This window comes from Acidimicrobiia bacterium, from assembly GCA_041676705.1.
Lineage (GTDB): Bacteria > Actinomycetota > Acidimicrobiia > Acidimicrobiales > SKKL01 > Actinomarinicola.
Window position 1 is genome coordinate 1 of record JBAYRL010000001.1, and the last position, 17,004, is coordinate 17,004.

15 protein-coding genes are annotated in these 17,004 nt (G+C 53.4%); 4 read left to right on the forward strand and 11 right to left on the reverse strand.

All coding sequences use genetic code 11. The annotated features are described in order from the left end of the window. The coding region (locus WC184_00005; protein MFA7476264.1) for a hypothetical protein at positions 1 to 210 on the reverse strand (210 nt) is incomplete at its 3' end. Between the two features lie 267 nt (positions 211 to 477). Here WC184_00005 and WC184_00010 point away from each other — a divergent pair. Then, positions 478 to 1,350, forward strand: a complete 873-nt coding sequence (locus tag WC184_00010) for a PASTA domain-containing protein (protein ID MFA7476265.1) — start codon at positions 478 to 480, stop codon at positions 1,348 to 1,350. Positions 1,351 to 1,410: 60 nt separating this feature from the next. Here WC184_00010 and WC184_00015 read toward each other — a convergent pair whose 3' ends face one another. Beyond that, positions 1,411 to 1,725 (reverse strand): chorismate mutase, encoded by a 315-nt coding sequence (locus WC184_00015; protein ID MFA7476266.1) that lies wholly within the window; start codon positions 1,723 to 1,725, stop codon positions 1,411 to 1,413. Positions 1,726 to 1,900: 175 nt separating this feature from the next. Between WC184_00015 and WC184_00020 the strand changes: the two genes are divergently transcribed. Further along, positions 1,901 to 3,553: a class I adenylate-forming enzyme family protein gene (locus WC184_00020; protein MFA7476267.1), complete on the forward strand. Its 1,653-nt coding sequence runs from the start codon at positions 1,901 to 1,903 to the stop codon at positions 3,551 to 3,553. 106 nt (positions 3,554 to 3,659) lie between these two features. Here WC184_00020 and WC184_00025 read toward each other — a convergent pair whose 3' ends face one another. The 6 genes from WC184_00025 to WC184_00050 all read right to left on the reverse strand — a co-directional run bounded on the left by WC184_00025 (position 3,660) and on the right by WC184_00050 (position 9,854). Further along, positions 3,660 to 5,093, reverse strand: a complete 1,434-nt coding sequence (locus tag WC184_00025; GenBank protein ID MFA7476268.1) for a DUF2510 domain-containing protein — start codon at positions 5,091 to 5,093, stop codon at positions 3,660 to 3,662. A gap of 91 nt (positions 5,094 to 5,184) precedes the next feature. After that, positions 5,185 to 6,750: an MDR family MFS transporter gene (locus WC184_00030; GenBank protein ID MFA7476269.1), complete on the reverse strand. Its 1,566-nt coding sequence runs from the start codon at positions 6,748 to 6,750 to the stop codon at positions 5,185 to 5,187. Between the two features lie 82 nt (positions 6,751 to 6,832). Then, positions 6,833 to 7,465, reverse strand: a complete 633-nt coding sequence (locus tag WC184_00035) for a TetR/AcrR family transcriptional regulator (GenBank protein MFA7476270.1) — start codon at positions 7,463 to 7,465, stop codon at positions 6,833 to 6,835. Between the two features lie 179 nt (positions 7,466 to 7,644). Then, entirely contained in the window at positions 7,645 to 8,235 is a 591-nt protein-coding gene (locus WC184_00040; GenBank protein ID MFA7476271.1) for a hypothetical protein, read from the reverse strand. A 35-nt stretch (positions 8,236 to 8,270) separates the two neighbouring features. Beyond that, entirely contained in the window at positions 8,271 to 9,179 is a 909-nt protein-coding gene (locus tag WC184_00045; protein ID MFA7476272.1) for a ribonuclease Z, read from the reverse strand. Positions 9,180 to 9,230: 51 nt separating this feature from the next. Beyond that, positions 9,231 to 9,854, reverse strand: a complete 624-nt coding sequence (locus tag WC184_00050) for a queuosine precursor transporter (protein ID MFA7476273.1) — start codon at positions 9,852 to 9,854, stop codon at positions 9,231 to 9,233. Positions 9,855 to 10,134: 280 nt separating this feature from the next. Between WC184_00050 and WC184_00055 the strand changes: the two genes are divergently transcribed. Beyond that, positions 10,135 to 10,860, forward strand: coding sequence for a hypothetical protein (locus WC184_00055; protein ID MFA7476274.1), 726 nt, complete (start codon positions 10,135 to 10,137; stop codon positions 10,858 to 10,860). Between the two features lie 33 nt (positions 10,861 to 10,893). Here the strand turns inward: WC184_00055 and hrpA are convergent, their stop codons facing one another. The 3 genes from hrpA to WC184_00070 all read right to left on the reverse strand — a co-directional run bounded on the left by hrpA (position 10,894) and on the right by WC184_00070 (position 16,082). Continuing rightward, positions 10,894 to 14,658, reverse strand: a complete 3,765-nt coding sequence (gene hrpA / locus WC184_00060) for an ATP-dependent RNA helicase HrpA (GenBank protein ID MFA7476275.1) — start codon at positions 14,656 to 14,658, stop codon at positions 10,894 to 10,896. 29 nt (positions 14,659 to 14,687) lie between these two features. After that, complete coding sequence (thrH, locus tag WC184_00065; GenBank protein MFA7476276.1) at positions 14,688 to 15,341, reverse strand: bifunctional phosphoserine phosphatase/homoserine phosphotransferase ThrH; 654 nt, start codon at positions 15,339 to 15,341, stop codon at positions 14,688 to 14,690. A gap of 69 nt (positions 15,342 to 15,410) precedes the next feature. Continuing rightward, positions 15,411 to 16,082, reverse strand: coding sequence for a dienelactone hydrolase family protein (locus WC184_00070; protein ID MFA7476277.1), 672 nt, complete (start codon positions 16,080 to 16,082; stop codon positions 15,411 to 15,413). Between the two features lie 69 nt (positions 16,083 to 16,151). Between WC184_00070 and WC184_00075 the strand changes: the two genes are divergently transcribed. Continuing rightward, positions 16,152 to 16,958: an enoyl-CoA hydratase gene (locus WC184_00075; protein MFA7476278.1), complete on the forward strand. Its 807-nt coding sequence runs from the start codon at positions 16,152 to 16,154 to the stop codon at positions 16,956 to 16,958. The last annotated feature ends 46 nt before the right edge of the window (positions 16,959 to 17,004 follow it).

Below are 17,004 nucleotides of genomic sequence, written 5' to 3' on the forward strand. Positions count from 1 at the left end.
CCGTTGGGTGTCGAATTGGCCGAGTGCTTTTTGGCCTTCTGGTGAGTTTAGGAAGCTGGAGATGATTTGTTGTTCTGATACTCCTGCTTGTCTTAGGTTGGCCCAGTATTCAAGGCCGCCTTGTTCAAATTTGGCTTCGTTATCGGCATTGGTGAAGTTGAGGTCATAGTAGGCCTGACCGTTGACGAGGTTGGGCTCGGTGATGGTCACCGTGAACTCGCCGTCTTCGTCACCGTTGTCGGTGATGATGGCGGAGGTGATCTCAACTATTTTTACGGTAGATCCTTTCCCACCAAGTTAGATACATACCTTTGGAGTATCGGTGACAACCGCCACTTCATTAGGGCCACGGCGTGAAAGGTCACAAAATTAGTTCTTACTACATGTGGTTGTCTTTGTAGATATGCAGCTCAGGCAATACGTCGGTGGTTGAAGGCGTCTCCAACAAATTGTTTAGGCAATGTAGACTTAAGCCGAATGATTGACGAGATTTACAAGCCACCACCCAATCGCACTATTCAGGTGATAGTTGCAGTGGTAGTCATGTTGGGCCTAAGCGCGGTATTGCTACCTCGTGCCTTTGCCATCATTGGCGAATCCACCGGCAACACTGAAGCAAAAGAGCTTCTTCCGATTCCAGTTCTTGACGGCAAAGACGAAACCCATGCCGTGAACGACCTCGAAGCGGCCGGATTCCGGGCTGAAATCACGAAAGTGCAAAATACCCGAGTCCCTCCGGGTGTAGTATTTGACCAAAGCCCCGTCGGGGGCGTGATGGCTGAACGCAATACCACTGTGACCTTGGTAGTGAGCGCCGGAACCGGGTTTGTGATTATGCCGCAGCTGGAAGGCTCGTTGGGTCAAGACCTTGAATCTCAACTAGAGCGTTATGGTTTGGTGCTGGGCGAAGTCACCAGCATGCGAGATGAAACTACATTGGCTGGCGAAGTTATTGCTCAGTACCCCGACTCTGGCATCGAGATTGCTTTAGGCACAGCAGTTGACGTGGTGATGTCGGAGGGACCTGGACCGAGAACTATTCCAGCCACTCAAGGTATGTCCCAAGCCGAGGCGACGCGACTGTTGATCGCGGCAGGTTTCACAGTTGAGCATGGCACTGCCTACTCCTCTTCGATATCACGGGGCACGGTAATTTCAACCACACCTGCTTCTGGAACCGAGGCCGAGTTTGGTTCTGCTGTCACGGTTGTGGTTTCAGCTGGGGCCGCACCACCGCCTCCAACTGTCGATGAGGACGACGACGATGACGACGACGGAGATTCGCCTCGTCCGCCACGCTCGACCACAACTACTTCAACAACCGCGCCTCGCAGCTCAACATCGAACTAGCTGGTGCCAACTCCCTACGTGTGAAGTAATTGGCCGAACATCAAATGGCTAGGGGCGTCGTTAATCCCGAGCTTTTTCGTGATGGCGAATGACCTCAGAGATAATAAAACGCAAGACCGCCTCGCCGAATTCGGGGTCGAGGTCTGATTCCTCCGCTAGTTTCCGAAGCCTAGCAATCTGTCGCTCTTCGCGAGCGGGATCGGCTGGTGGTAACTGATGGGTGGCCTTATATTCGCCCACCCGACGGGTGATTTTGAAACGTTCGGCCAGCAGATGGATTATTGCCGCGTCGATGTTGTCGATGCTGGCTCGAAACGTGCCAAGCGTTTCATCATGATCAGCACTTGGCGGGTTGTTCGTGTTGTCGATGGCCATGCCACCAAGGTAGGCGAAAGGCGTGTTCAGAACAGAAAACTACGGTGTGAATGTATGCTTTGGCGCACGACGCGACGCAAAAGGTAGGTTCGCGTCACGAGGTGCAGCCCAGGTGGGCTGAATCAGGCCACAAATCTCGGGGGTAGAATTGTCCAGCCAACAAAACGACATCTTAATGGCCGTAATAGGCCCGGGTGGAAGCCACGAAGTAGTGGAAGAAGAAGTTCGTGGCATCCCGATGCGGGTCTACAAGAACGCACCCAGGACCTTGGTAGACACGTTAAAGCGGTCGCTAAACTTTGCCGAGCGCACCTTCGTGGTTTATGAAGATGACGCCTGGACCTTCAGCCAGCATTTTGATGTTGTCGCCAAATTGGCTGACCAGTTAATTAACGAATTTGGTGTAAAACCCGGTGATCGCGTTGCCATCGCCATGCGCAACTTTCCGGAATGGATTGCCAGTTTCTGGGCGGCCACGGTAACTGGTGCCATTGTGGTGCCGTTGAACGCCTGGTGGAGTGGTTCCGAGCTTGAATATGCCTTGTCAGACTCTGGCTCGGCGGTGCTGATTGCCGACCAAGATCGTGCTGAACGCTTGGTCGAATACCTCCCTAACACTGCTGTGCAGACCAGAATTATTGTCCGAGGCGAGCTCGATGGCTGGCATGCATTTGACGACGTAGTGGCGGCCAGCACCGCAACCGAACTACCAGATGTACAAATCGATCCCGATGACGATGCCACCATTTTCTACACCTCGGGCACTACCGGCGCTCCTAAAGGTGCTTTAGGCACCCACCGCAACATTTGCAGCATGACAGGTTACAGTGACCACGCTGCCGCTAAGGCTGCGGCAAGCGCGGGCCGCATTCTTCCTCCACCTGCTGAACGTCCCCAAACTGGTCGTTTATTGTCAGTGCCGCTCTTTCATGTGACGGGTTGCCACGCCACCATGGTTGGTGCCATGGCGACCGGATCGAAGTTAGTCATGATGTACCGCTGGGATCCGGTAGAAGCCATGCGGCTAATCGAGCGAGAAAAACTCACTAGCTTTGGCGGTGTGCCGAGCATGGTGTGGGAGGTCCTCGAATCACCTCGCTTCGAGGAATTCGACCTTTCTAGCATTCAATCAATTGGTTATGGCGGTACTCAAGCGCCACCGGAGCTGGTGCGACGAATTGAAAAGAATTTCACCGTGGCGAGCCCCGGCACTGGTTATGGATTGACCGAAACCTCATCGGTAGCGATCGCTAACGGCGGTGCCGATTATCTACGCAAGCCAGCCAGTATCGGCAAGCCGATAGACGTTGTAGACGTGAGAATTGTCGACCCTGACAACAATGACGTACCTCTAGGCGACGTTGGTGAACTGTTGGTTCGCGGTCCCAATGTGGTGCGGGGATACTGGAATAAACCTGAAGAAACGGCCAACAGCTTTGTGGATGGTTGGTTGCGTACCGGCGACTTGGCCTACCTAGACGACGAAGGCTTCGTTACCATCACCGACCGGGTTAAAGACGTGGTAATTCGTGGTGGCGAAAACGTTTACTGTGCTGAGGTTGAAGGTGTCTTGTATGAACACCCCGCTGTCACCGAAGCCTGTGTCTTAGGCGTACCGCACCGTGTTCTGGGTGAAGAAGTTGGCGCGATCCTGGTGCTTCGCCCTGGCACGGCTGCCACCACTGAAGAAATTCAAAGCCACGTGAAAGCTTCGCTGGCCGGTTTCAAAGTGCCTACCCACGTGTGGTTTCGTGAAGAACCCCTACCTCGCAACGCTGCCGGTAAAATTCTAAAACGAGAACTGCGCGAAGAACTTCTAGCTAACTAATAAGAACTTCTAGCTAACCAATAGAGCGCCGAACAATGGCTCGCAAAACATCGGCGGCCTAAAGGTAACCTCACTGAATTTTTAGGCAGATCAGAGCGACCTGTGTTTAGCTGTAGCCGATTGTGGCGGCTTCTTGTCGAGCAAACATACCTGGCGCGAACATGCCAAAGCTGCCACCTACGGAACCGTTCAGCAAGTCTTCAATCGAACCATCGGCGAGCGCGTCGAAGAGTTCACTAACATCGCCGGCATCTAGCGTAGCGAGTTGCGCTATGAGCGCTTTCGTCATGGTCTGTACCGGGCTTAGATACCAAAGCCCGTCGACTTTGGAAACCACAATGCCAGTCTGTGGCAGCGAATCCATGTTGAAACCACCTGCCAGACCACCAAATTCACCAAATTCACCAAATTCCGGCATATTGGCTAGGTCATCGCTACAAATCCGATCGGACTCGCCCATAACCTCGTACGACATGCACTCGCCTTCAAGCGTCAAACTCACCGGGGCACCATCCAAAACGCCTTCCACGCTTATCGCCTTGATGATGACCGACGCAGTGTCGCCACTGCTGTTAACGTCGAGTTGAAGATCAGTAACCGACATTTCGAACTGGGTTTCGGCCAGCATCGAGTTGAGTTCTGCTTCAATTTCACCCAGGAAAAGTGGGGCATACAGCTGGAGGGCGCTCATCTCGTTAGGGTCGAGGTGAGCTAGAACGCCGCCAAGGTCAAAAGCCAAGGCCGTGTTGATGAGCGACTCGATCGCTGCCTCTGGGCTTGACGCCCCAACCGGCACCAGGGCTTGGCTCGGGTCGGGGGAGGGAAGTGACGCCTCGGCCCGCATGGCTTCCATAACCGAATGCATAGGGCTGAGATACCAGCGTCCGTCTTCTTTAATCGCCGTTAGGGCCAAATCGTCGAATGGTTGAGGCTCGTTAGTCTCTTGCATCCCTTCGGCCAAGTCTTCCAAGGTGACGAGCTTCAACAAGTTAGGCCCAAGTGGGAGCGCCAGCGGGTTGGCGTCAGCCTTGATCACACCTGAGGCCACCACATTCACAATCTCATCGGTGACGGGTGTGCTCACCATGGTGAGGTCGGTAACGGTGAAATCTAGGCCCTCAATTTTCGAAGTAGAAAACGATTGCGCCACGATGCCAAGGCGCTTTAGCTCGTCGATGGTTTCATAAATAGGGTCGATGTAACTTGAGCGTTCGCTGGGTGCCACAGCGGCGGCCATATCATCCAAGTTTTCTTCACCCAGAGCCGCAAAAAAGCTTTCGACTGCTCCTTCGGGCGTGGCCGCAGCGGATTTGTCTCCTTGGTCGCCCCTGTTTAGAACGACCAAAGAAATACCGGCCACCAATGCCACCACCACCAGGGCTCCAAAGGCAATTAGTGGTGTCTTCGACTTGGTCGCAGCGGCAGGTGTCGTAGAAGGCGAGGTGGCTAGCGGCGCGGTATGTTCTGTCCAAGCATTACCGTCCCAATAGCGTTGAACGCCGTTAGTTTCATCGTTGTACCAGCCGGCAGGAGTGCTCATTACCGTGTCCATTCACCCGTCAAAGCTCTAGCGAACCATCCTACTTGCGAAGATCGGTAGAACGATACCGCCTTGGCTATTCCAAGCTGGCTCATTCGAAAGCGGCGGGCGTGCTGTGGTCTCTAACTGACGAGCGCAAAGGTATTTCCTTTAATAGCCAGGTTAGGCCGAATGCCAGTAGCATCACCGGCGTTGCCACTACGAATACGCTGGTTAGCGCCTCGGCGAAGCCATCGATAAATGATGCTTTGAGGGCAGGGTCGAGAGCGTGAACCGCCGAGGGAGTGACCGCTGAGCTGAACAGCTCTTTCGGAGCGTCGGCTGGTAGGCGATTAGCTAATTCAATTGCCAGTCGGCTGGAGAAAATAGCGCCGTAGATCGCAACTCCGACCGACCCGCCAATGGACCGAGCGAAGTTCGTGGCCGAAGTGGCGACGCCAAGATCGCGTACCTGAACCGAGTTCTGTACCGCCAACACCAGAATCTGCATCGTCAGACCGAAACCCACACCCAAAATAACCATGTAAAGACTGGTTTGGAGATATGAGGTGCTAGCACTCATGGTTGAAAAGAGCACCAAAGCCACCGAAGCGGTGGCGGTACCGGCAATCGGGAAGGCACGGTATTTACCCGTGTTTGAAACGGCCCGGCCAGCCAGAATCGAAGTGACCAGCATGCCAGCCATCATGGGCGTTAATAGGAGGCCTGAGTTAGTGGCTGAAGCGCCCCTGGCCACCTGCAAAAACAGCGGTAAGAAGCTGATGCCGCCGAACATGGCAATACCGATGATCAGGCTCACACCTGAGGAAACGCTAAATATTGAGTTCTTAAATAGGCCCAAGGGCAAGATCGGCTCTTCAACCCTTCGTTCAACGATTACGAAAAGGCCAAGCAGCAACACGGTGGCAGCGCCAAGCCCAATTATGGTCGGTGAACCCCAGGCGTATTCATTGCCCGCCCAGGTGGTTAGAAGCACCAAGCAGGTAATTCCGGCGGCGATCAGAGTGGCACCCAGGTAGTCGATTTTCACCTTGGAACGCCGCACTCCTTCTGGCAGCACCGAGGCAGTTACCACCAAGGCCAAAATGCCGAGAGGAATGTTGATGTAAAACACCCAGCGCCAGGTTAAGTGGTCGGTGAAAAATCCACCGAGTAGTGGTCCGGCGACGCTCGATGCGCCGAATACGGCACCGAAATACCCTTGGTAGCGTCCACGTTCGCGAGGGCTAACCACATCGGCGATAATGGCTTGGGCCAGTACCATCAGCCCACCACCGCCAATGCCTTGAATGGCGCGAAAGGCAATTAGCTGACCCATCGTTTGGGCTAGTCCACATAGGACACTGCCTACTAAGAAGATAACAATGGCGCTTTGGAAAATATGTTTGCGTCCTAAGAGGTCACCCAGTTTTCCATAGAGCGGTGTTGAGACGGTGGTGGCCAATAGGTAAGCGGTGATAACCCAGGCCAGGTGGTTTAGTCCACCTAATTCACCAACGATGGTTGGTAGCGCGGTAGATACGATTGTTTGGTCAAGTGCTGCTAAGAGCATGCCCAACATCAGCCCGCCAAAGATTATTTGTATTTGGCGGTGTGTTAGGTCGGGTGGCTCGTGCGTTTGCACGGCTAAGGGTTCTTCGGGTTCAAGTGTTTCCACTGGGCTTTAACTTCTCCTGGCAAATGGTGATTACTAGATGGCCGTTTGAGATGGCCGATGATTTGGATTCCCGCGCGGATGGTTAGTGGCTCGGTGCCACGGTTTCAGTGTTGATTAAATGAATGGTCCCCAGTCCTTCTTCGAGCAAGCTAAAGGCCTCTTCGATGAGTTCTTCCAATTGCACAGAGCGGTCGGATGTTTCCCAGACATCGGTGGCAGATCTAACCGCTGAGAGGGCTACCGAAACTAAGAGCGCTGGTCGCAGATCAGTATCGGGATCAACCCCTAGGCGCTGGGCGACGAGGCTGATAAGTGCGGTTTCGTTGGCGGCAAAACGCGCTGCATGAGCTGCAAAAAGGCAGGACGGATATTGTCTCACCAGGGCCAACCGTTGGCGCCACTCGCCTAAATCGGCGCTCAGCTCTTCAGAAGCGTCGAGCAGTACTGCCCGCAGTGAGCGAAGTGGCCTTTCGTCGTTGGGTCGTGCGCTAAATCGTTCTTCTAGGCGCGTGGCTTGGGCAGGGTCAACGCCCAAGATGGCGTCTTCTTTGGAAGCGAAATAGTTGAAGACAGTGCGAGGTGAAACATTCGCCGCCGCGCTTATGTCATCAACGGTAATTGCGTCGGGCCCGTGCTCTTGGGCCAAGGCCAGCGCAGCCCGTGCAATCGTTTTTCGGGTCTCAGTCTTCTTACGTTCCCTCATGCTGGCATTCATCGAGTTGCTTGGCCTCGGTCGCGCCATTGCAACGTAGTTCCAGCACAGGTGCTAGCTGAGGTTGCCCACAAAACAAAAGAGTGCATCGGCGCAATCTAGCGCACGATGCACTCTCTGCAATATTTCACTACCTGCAAAATTACATTGGCAGCCGCAGTTCGGGTTTGGAGCTGAGTGTTTTAGACCCGAACATACTGGTGAGCTGGTCGACCAGGGCTTGACCAATCGCTGGCTGGGCCAAGTTTGGTCAAAAGGTTTTCTTCAACTAAAGCGTCGAGACACTTGCGAATAGTGGCAACACTTCCGCCTGAAGCATCGCGGAGCATGTTGATGGTGAAGGGCTCTTTGAAGCTAAGGGCCGTTTCACGGATATGTTCGCTTGAGGTGCGACTTACGCGAGACCCTTTAGCGCCCTTGCCGCGACCACCTTCGCCTCGCCCGGTAAGCAGGCGTGCCTGGCGCAGAACCTCAGCGGGTACGCCTTCATCGAGAAAAGCTTGGGCCAAAATGTTGTGTTCATCGGCGTAACGCTTGGCCGAGGTTACAAAACCACGGATTAGCTCGTCGCCATCGGGGTTTTGAGCCCTGATTAGCTCGCTATTTAATGCCAAACGTTCCATGGGATCGCTTGATTTCTCTAACTCGGCCTGGAGACTTTCGATCTTGTCGGTATCAAGAACACTTTTTGGGTTATTGATCCAAGCCAGATATTGACGGACTGCCTCGGCATCGGCGGCAGTGAGTTCGTTGGTTGTGCTTGATGCGTCCATTAGATCAAACCCTATCGTTGACATCGGATTTGTGGTTAATTGTAGCGTGAAATGCTTATGCGCTGGAGGTCGCGAGCGATAATTACATTATTGTGGTATCGCACCGCCTCATTATAAAACTGCTCTGGTTGGCTATAGCGCTTCGAAAAATGCGTTAACACCAGAAGTTTGGCGTTAGCTTCCGATGCCAGTTGGGCGGCCTGTTCGGCGGTTAGATGTAGTACTTGTGCGGCAAGTTCAGCTTCGCTAGCCAAAAACGTTGATTCGCAAAGCATTACGTCCACATCGCGCGCCAGTTCTATTGCATTGATACACCAGGCGGTATCCATTACTACCGCCATGCTACGACCTTGTTTTAGTTGCGCTACTTGGTCGAGCATGATCACCTTGTCGTCAACCGTTACGTGGCCCACGCTTAATAATTCTCCAACTACCCGCCCGTGAAGACCGTATTCATCAAGTTTGTCGGTATTCATGCGATAACGCGCCGGTTCTTCAACCCTCCACCCAAGTGTGGGTACCCGATGTCTTAGGGGAGCATGTGAAATCGTGAAGTCAGATGACTCAAAAGCGACGCCGCTTCCTGCATGGCCATGCCGTTCGACGCTCAAGTTGAGATGAAGAACCGAGCCCACTAGGTGATTTAACGTGTCTTCGCCTTCGATGGGATAGTGGATATGTACCTGCCTACCAGGAGTTTCTAGCGCCATTCGGCTAAGCATCCCGGGTAGGCCATAAACGTGATCACCATGAAAATGGGTGATGCAAATATGGGTGATAGCGCTGGAAGAAAGACCAGCAAAACTGAGCTGTCGTTGCGTACCTTCACCGGGATCAAAGAGCACGGCCTCGGCGCCAATACGCAAGAGATAGCCGTTGTGGTTACGTGTTTTGGTTGGCGTTTGGCTGGCGGTGCCAAGCACCACAAGCTCCATATTCGACATATTTAGGGGTTAATCGTTGGTCGAGGAGTTGGCAGATCGATCGGCAGCGAGTTAATCATCTGGGTTGTTCTCCCAGTCTCGGTCGCGGCCTAAGTAGATGAGCGGAATGCTCAATACGCTAATAGCGGCTTTGATCGTTAGGTTAACCACGAAAATGTCCCACACGGTGGCCCAGGGCAAGGTAAGGGGATGGTTGGTAAACCCAGGTACGGCACCAAAGGCCACTACCGCAAATATCATGTTATCAATAGGTACACTCACCGCGTTACTGGTCGCGACACGCGCCCACTGGTGTTTAGTGGTAACATTTTTAACAAACCATCGGTAGACCTCAGTGTCGGCAAGCTCGCTAATCACTTCAGCCAAAATTGAGGCCATCGTGATTCGCCACAATGGTGCCAAAACCGCCTGAAACTCGGCATTAAAGCCATAAGAAGGGTCGGGTGTAACTGACGCCGCCCATTGAAGGTAAAAAGCCATAAAAAGATTTACGGCAGCCGCGGCGATAACCATTGTGCGGGCCGCGCGCCGTCCTAACGTTTTGTGTACCAAATCACGTAAGGTAAACGTTAGGGGGTATATAAAAGTACCCATATCGACTGCACGGCCAGCAAATACTCCAATTTTGATGCTCGCAATATCGGCAATTGCTTGGGCACCGATATAAGCAGCCACAGCAGCAATCGCAATTTTAGATGGCGCGCTGAGGGAAGCAGCAACCGTTCCGGGTTCGGCTGCGTTTATGGATGGTTCAACGTTTGACAGGGGAGTTCCTCCGGTTTTGATAAGGCGGGTATGGCCGGTACCGCCGGGTAAAAACGCCTCATATCCTAGCTTCTTTGGTGAAAATCCTCGACGTCAGGTCATCCGCAGAAAAATTCGACTAAACATAACGGCAGTTGTTGCACGACTTGAGCTTCATACTTTGGGCTCGCAAATAGAGGGACAAACACCTATGGACACCACCACCGCGGCCGACGCTACCGCCGAAGCAATTAGCACGATCGGCTCTTATTTCATGCTCAATCCAGCGACATATCAGCGTGGTGGCGAGCTTGGTTTTGCTGGTTTCAATTTCTACGTGGCTGGTCGAGGCGGGGTGTTGGGCAACGTTGACGCCGACTTGGTCACGGCCGCCTTTGCATACTTCGAGCCTGCTTACGTTCGTACTCAATGGGAATCGGGAATCGGGGTTATGGAGCCTCTAGCGGCGGCCCAAGCCTTCGCGGAAACCGCAGCCAACTGGGCCGAAGCCCACGTGCCAGACGACTTTGATGCCGCTCGTTTGGCCGAACTTGCTGACAAACTGGCCGAAGGTGCTCGCGTGACGGCAGCACCCCTCTTTGCTGGCTGGCGGAAACTTGAGGTTCCCGAATCACCCAAGGCGGCTGCTATCCACCACCTAAACGCTCTGCGTGAACTGCGAGGCGGTATCCACGCTGCCTGCATCGTGGCTAGCGGTTTAGACCCACTTCAGGCCTTGGCAATCTCAACTCCGATGATGGCAACGGCCTTTGGTTGGACTGAACTGCCCGAGGTCGACGGCCTTCGTGAAACTTGGGAACAAGCCGAAGAGGCCACCACCGCTGCTTTTGCCTATGTATTTGAAAGCCTGACCGAAGCCGAACGCGAAGAGTTTGCCACCCTGGTAAACGCGCTTTACAGCGCTCTTAAGGGTTAAAGCCCAACGTTTGGGTCGCTCTAACCGACGAACCTATGCCTTGGCCATGGCGGCCCGAATACGTTTTTCGCTCACCGGAGCAGCGGTGCCGAGATGTTGAGCGAACGTGGCTACTCTCAGTTCTTGTAGTAGCCACGAGACCTCATCGAGAGCAGCTGAGTTGCTGGCGTGATCCGCCTTGGCATCGAGTTCCTCTTCCAGCTTGACGCACAACGACATGCGCCGATGGTCTTTATCAAGCTCGTTGGGTAGGCGACGCAAGCGATAATCAATGGCCTCGAGATATCGGACTAGGTCGGGTATGCGGGCTAGGCCAACTGACCGAAATACGCCCGGATACAAGAGACGCTGAAGTTGGATTTGAACATCGGAAGCCGCTTCAACAAAAGCTGGCTGGACCATTTTCGCCAGATGTTTCTGGATTTTAGCGTCCAAGCGCAATACCGCTAGAGCAGCAGGGGCGATAGTGCGAAAGAGCCTCGGAAGCTGTTCTTTGGTGGTTCGTGCCAATTTGGCAAACCCGGCTTGATCGAAGCTTGGGCCGTTGTTCTCTTGAATGAAATGCTCTAAGGCGGCCGCCAGTACGTCGCGAGCCCAAGCTCCCTCATTGCGCCACGGCGAACGTACTAGTGCTAGCTGGTCTGAGTTGCTGAGCATTCGACCAAGAGCGCGTGTCACCGCGGCATTTTGGTGTTCAAGGAGGCGGAAAGTGGCGTCCCACATTTCTGTCCATTGCTGAGACGATGTGGCCGCCAGATGTAAGCCAACGCTGGTTCCTTCGTCGTAAAGGGCCGGAAAAGCGATGATTTTCCCGCACTGGTCTTCCAAGGTAATGGTCTTTGTAATATCGAAGCTTGGAAAACTTTGTAAGCCATGGGCTCGCCACTTGGAATCAAGGTTGGAAAAGGCTTCTTCGATCTGTGAAGCGAGCAGCTGACGAAGGGCGGGAAGGCTTTTCCCATAAGCCAAAGCCTCGTTCTTATTATCGATTACTTCGAAGGTGGGCAATAGATGGTCTGGAACCAGGCTCAGGTCGAAATCTGAAGGCGTTATCTCGAGACCATAGTGCTCTCGTAGAGCTTCAGATAGTGCTTCAGTTAAAAATATTTGTGGGTTGTATTCAATTACACTTGTTAAATGTTCAACCGGTGGAAGTAGGGGCGATAGCGTGCGTCGTTTGGCCTTTGGCAAAGATTTTAATAATGCATAAATCAGGTTTTGACGGTAACCTTTAATGTTCCAAGAGAATTCCTGGGGAGACAGGTTCGCCAAGCGAGTAATGGGCACCTGCACCACTAAACCGTCGGCCACCGAAGTTTCGTCGTATTCATAGTCAAGCGTGAACGTGCAGCCCGCCGATTGCCAGGTGTCGGGATAATCTTGCGGGTTGAACTTGGTGCCAGGCACTAAGAGGTCATCGAGTGACATCCACAAAGCCTGGGGATTAGACCGATGATGAGTTTTCCACCATTTAGCAAATGTTTTGGATGAAACCACCTGGGAAGGAATGGCCCTGGCGTACCATTCCGACACATCCTGGCGGTCCTTGACCAGTCGTTGCCGGGCACGTTCTTCCAACGTCAAGATTTCCTGCCGTAAGCTCTCATTAACCTGGGTAAATGGATATGAACCGTCCCAATCGCCGAGCGACAAAGCATGCCAAACAAACATTTCATGGGCGAGCTCCTGGTCAACACGAGCTACTGCAATTTTGCGTTGAGAGATGATTGGAAGACCGAAGAGGCTCACGCGCTCGTGGGTCTCGGCTTGGCCTTGGGCTCGTGACCACCAGGCATCGCTATAGCTATATTTCGCAAGATGTTTGGCGCTTTGTTCCAGCCACTCTGGTTGGATGGAAGCCACGGTATGTGCCCATAGACGATTGGTTTCCACCAACTCGGCCGCCACAATCCATTTAGGTTCTTTGCGTGCCGCCCCTGATCTTGGGCTGATAACGAATCGAGTGTCTCGCGCTCCGCGATATTCACGACTCTGTGGGTCTTTCATCCCGATATGCGATAGAAAGCCCGCTAATAGAGAACGGTGGATAGCGTCGTTGTCGATCGAGTCGCTGATTCGGTTTAATCTGATGTTTAACTCGCCACAAATCTGGCGAAGTTGACGGAATAGCTCTCTCCATTCTCGTATGCGGTTTACGTTGAGATACTCGTTCCGTAGAGTTTTACGATATTGATTAGTAGATTTAGCTTTACGAACGTCTCGGATATATTCCCAGAGCATCAAATAGGCCAGAAAATCTGAGCCGGGCACGTTAAAGCGTTTATGTTCTGCGGCCGCCAAAGATTCTTCGTCGCGGGGATATTCACGCGGGTCTAAGACCGAAAGCGCGGCCACAATTATTAGTATCTCTCTGACACAACCGTTACGTTCGGCCTCTAAGATGATGCGTGCTAAGCGCGGGTCGATCGGCAGGCGCGCCAACCGCTTCCCCAGCGGAGTCAGCCATCCTTTTTTGCCTTCTAGGTCAGGGTTGAGCGCACCTAGTTCCCACAAAAGGGTCGTGCCGTCACGAATGGCGCGCTGGTCGGGTGGATCAACAAATGGAAAGTCTTCCACCTTGCCCAGCCGCTGGGCAGCCATTTGTAAAATAACCGAAGCGAGGTTGGTTCGTTGGATCTCCGGTTCGGTGAAGTCAGGCCGTTCTAAGAAATTTGCTTCCGAATAGAGTCGGATACAAACCCCCGGACCAACTCGACCGCAACGACCGGCTCGCTGGTTAGCTGAGGCTTGAGAAATTTCCTCAATCGGAAGGCGCTGCACCTTGGTGCGATGGTTGAACCGTGAAATTCTGGCAAAACCAGGGTCAATCACATAACGGATCCCGGGAACCGTAAGTGATGTTTCGGCAACATTGGTGGCCAGTACGATCCGACGGCCTGTATGAGGGGAAAAGACCTTGTGTTGGTCGGCCGACGACAGGCGAGCATATAGAGGCAGAATTTCAGTTCGTGACCAGTTTTGCGCTCTGAGCGCATCGGCAGCGTCTTTGATGTCGCGTTCGCCAGCACAAAAGACCAGAATGTCTCCGGGTCCATCGGAGCGACATCGCTTTGCTGCTTCCACGATGGCCTGGGGCAGTGCGTCGCCGATTTGGTTATAGCGACCATCGGAGGACGCCGAATCTTCGGTTTCGTCATCAGCAAGCGGTGGTGCATAAACAATTTCGACGGGGTAAGAGCGCCCTGAAACCTCGACGATCGGAGCGTTTCGAAAGTGCTGTGAGAACTTTTCGGTGTCGATGGTGGCCGAAGTGATTATGAGCTTCAGATCGGGCCGTTTGGGCAACAGATTCTTGAGGTATCCGAGCAAGAAATCAATGTTCAGGCTACGTTCGTGAGCCTCATCAATGATTATGACGTCGTAGTTCCACAGCTTGGGATCACGCTGAATCTCGGCCAACAAGATTCCATCGGTCATCACCTTAACTAAGGTGTCTTCGCTTACTTGGTCGTTGAAACGCACCGTGTAGCCAACCAAGTCACCAACACTGGTGCCGAGTTCTTCACTAACACGCTCGGCCACCGCTCGTGCCGCCAGTCGACGCGGCTGGGTGTGCCCGATGTAGCCTTTGGCTCCAAGGCCTAATTCCAAACACAACTTTGGTAATTGGGTCGATTTACCAGACCCCGTTTCACCGGCCACCACAACCACCTGGTTCTGGGCGATGGTCTCCAAAAGCTCATCGCGCAGTGCCGTTATGGGCAGCTCTGCGGGATAAGTCGGTATTGGAAGCCGTGCGGCGCGCCGCTCTGCCGCCTCGGGGCTGATTCGAACCATGGAAAATGAAAAACCGTGAAACTAAGTGATTATGAAACTGGGCTGAGGTGCGATTTTATCGCCGTTAACAAGCTTTCATAGCTCGATAACGCGGTGAGCTGGGGAAACTCTTGAACCACATTTTGAGGCGCATTAAAGAGGTATCCGGCATCGGCGGCCAAAAGCATGGTCGTGTCGTTGTAGGAATCTCCTGCCGCGATCACGCGGTAATTCAACGCTTGAAACGCTTGAACAGCTTTCCGTTTGGGGTCGGACATGCGAAGCCGATAATCGGTAATAAAGCCGTTTTCAACCACCAAGCGGTGGCACAAGATTGTGGGCCATCCGAGCTTGCGCATAAGGGGCTGAGCAAACTCTTCAAAGGTGTCAGAAAGCATCACAACCTGGGTAAAGCTTCGAAGCTCATTCAAAAACTCAACGGCACCCGGCAGGGGCAGCAACGAGTCGATGACTTTCGTGATGGCTTCGTAATCGAGATTATTTTCTTTCAAGATGTTAAGGCGGTATTTCATCAAGACGTCGTAATCCGGTTCGTCGCGGGTCGTGCGACGTAACGTCTCGATACCAGTCTCTTCGGCAACCGCAACCCACACTTCAGGTACTAGCACTCCTTCAAGATCCAAAGTCACAATGCTTTGCGATACCGAAGGAATTGGCATGGAGTTTTCGCCAGAAGATGACATAGGTGTTCTTTCGATTGGGCTGAGTAAAACTGGGTTCGCTAGTGCGACCGTTATGAATAGCTAATCCGACTAGGGCGACTCAAGCAGGTTCCGATTCAAAAATTCCACGGTCCGTTGCCAAGAGATTTGGGCGGCCGCCGCATCGAAGGCGGCTGGGCGATCTTCTTCCACAAACCAATGTCCGGTACCGGCGTAATGGTGGAACGTCACGTCTTTGTCTAAGAGACGCAAATGGGCCTCAAGCTCAACGACTTCATCAGCATCTACCAGCTCATCATGTTCGGCAAAGTGGCCCAAGAATGCGCTCTTGGCATCATCTAAGGCGATTTGTTGAGTTCCGTAATAGGCAACGGTGGCACTAACGAACTCATTTGCCCGAGCCGACAACCACAATGCCAATGAAGCCCCCATTGAAAATCCAACCACGGCAATATGATTGCCCTGAGTTACCGGCAAACGTAGCAACGCGCCCACAGAATTCAACGCCAAATCGGCCGCCGCGTTGACGTCCATTTCGGCCAGCAGCTCTTCGGCCTCGTCGGGGGTAGACGCTACTTCACCGCCGTAAAGGTCGGGTGCCATCACCACGTAGCCTTCATCGGCCAACCGATCACACCACTGCTTGATGAAACTGGTGAGGCCCCACCACGAGTGCAATACCAGAACCCCAGGGCCGGCCTCAGCCGTCGGTGTCACCACATAGGCAGTGCCGCTGTGTCTGGAGCTGGGAGTATCGGCCATGAACCCAAGCTAGAGGAACTGCGGTAGCATCAGCCATCGCGACAAAATTGTTGGTGAACGGGAGCCCTCATGTCGATCGAGTTTGATACTGGTACCGAGCAGCTACTTTGCGAAGCCGTCGATGGTATCGCCACAGTCACCTTTAACAACCCGGCACGTTACAACGCCATGACACAACAGATCCGCACCGCGCTGCCTAGGGCGTTGGCGGCTGTGCAAGCGTCTGACGAGGTGAGGGTAATTGTTGTCACCGGAGCTGGTGACAAGGCATTTATTTCCGGTGCCGATATCTCAGAGTTTGAATCGCAACGCACCGCACCTGAAGCCCGGCATGAGTATGACAACAATTACCTTGCGATGAATCAAGCCTGGCAAAAGGTCACCAAACCGGTCATCGCAATGGTGGGAGGATATTGCTTAGGTGCTGGCATGTTGGTGCTGTTAAAGACCGACATTCGCATTGCTAGTGAACAGGCACGATTTGGAATTCCGGCTGCCAAGCTAGGCCTCGGATTCGCCTACGACGGTATTGCCATGCTTGAGCGCGCCGTAGGCAAAGCCCATGCCGCAGAGATATTGTTCTCGGCCCGGCAATTTGATGCGGAAGAGGCCCGAGCAATGCATTTGGTTAATCGCGTGGTGCCGCCACACATGCTGCAGGGCGAAACCTATTCGTTAGCCCGCCAAATTGCGGCCAATGCGCCACTCACAGTGCGGGCGTGCAAGGCCGGGTTGGTTCAAACCGGCATACCGTTGCCGCAGCGCGATCTGGTTTTGGTGGCCGAAGCGGTTGAAGCATGCTTCGATTCGCAAGACTATCTAGAAGGCCAAGCTGCATTCGCCGAGAAGCGTTCTCCTCGTTTCTTGGGCCGGTAATCACCCTTCATTACCGCTCACCAGGTCATTGATCAGCCATATTTGA

Coding starts and splice junctions, on each gene's coding strand:
- WC184_00010 (MFA7476265.1), top strand. CDS start 478: ATGATTGACGAGATTTACAAGCCACCACCCAATCGCACTATTCAGGTG.
- WC184_00015 (MFA7476266.1), bottom strand. CDS start 1,725: ATGGCCATCGACAACACGAACAACCCGCCAAGTGCTGATCATGATGAA.
- WC184_00020 (MFA7476267.1), top strand. CDS start 1,901: ATGGCCGTAATAGGCCCGGGTGGAAGCCACGAAGTAGTGGAAGAAGAA.
- WC184_00025 (MFA7476268.1), bottom strand. CDS start 5,093: ATGAGCACTCCTGCCGGCTGGTACAACGATGAAACTAACGGCGTTCAA.
- WC184_00035 (MFA7476270.1), bottom strand. CDS start 7,465: ATGAATGCCAGCATGAGGGAACGTAAGAAGACTGAGACCCGAAAAACG.
- WC184_00040 (MFA7476271.1), bottom strand. CDS start 8,235: ATGGACGCATCAAGCACAACCAACGAACTCACTGCCGCCGATGCCGAG.
- WC184_00045 (MFA7476272.1), bottom strand. CDS start 9,179: ATGTCGAATATGGAGCTTGTGGTGCTTGGCACCGCCAGCCAAACGCCA.
- WC184_00055 (MFA7476274.1), top strand. CDS start 10,135: ATGGACACCACCACCGCGGCCGACGCTACCGCCGAAGCAATTAGCACG.
- hrpA (MFA7476275.1), bottom strand. CDS start 14,658: ATGGTTCGAATCAGCCCCGAGGCGGCAGAGCGGCGCGCCGCACGGCTT.
- thrH (MFA7476276.1), bottom strand. CDS start 15,341: ATGTCATCTTCTGGCGAAAACTCCATGCCAATTCCTTCGGTATCGCAA.
- WC184_00070 (MFA7476277.1), bottom strand. CDS start 16,082: ATGGCCGATACTCCCAGCTCCAGACACAGCGGCACTGCCTATGTGGTG.
- WC184_00075 (MFA7476278.1), top strand. CDS start 16,152: ATGTCGATCGAGTTTGATACTGGTACCGAGCAGCTACTTTGCGAAGCC.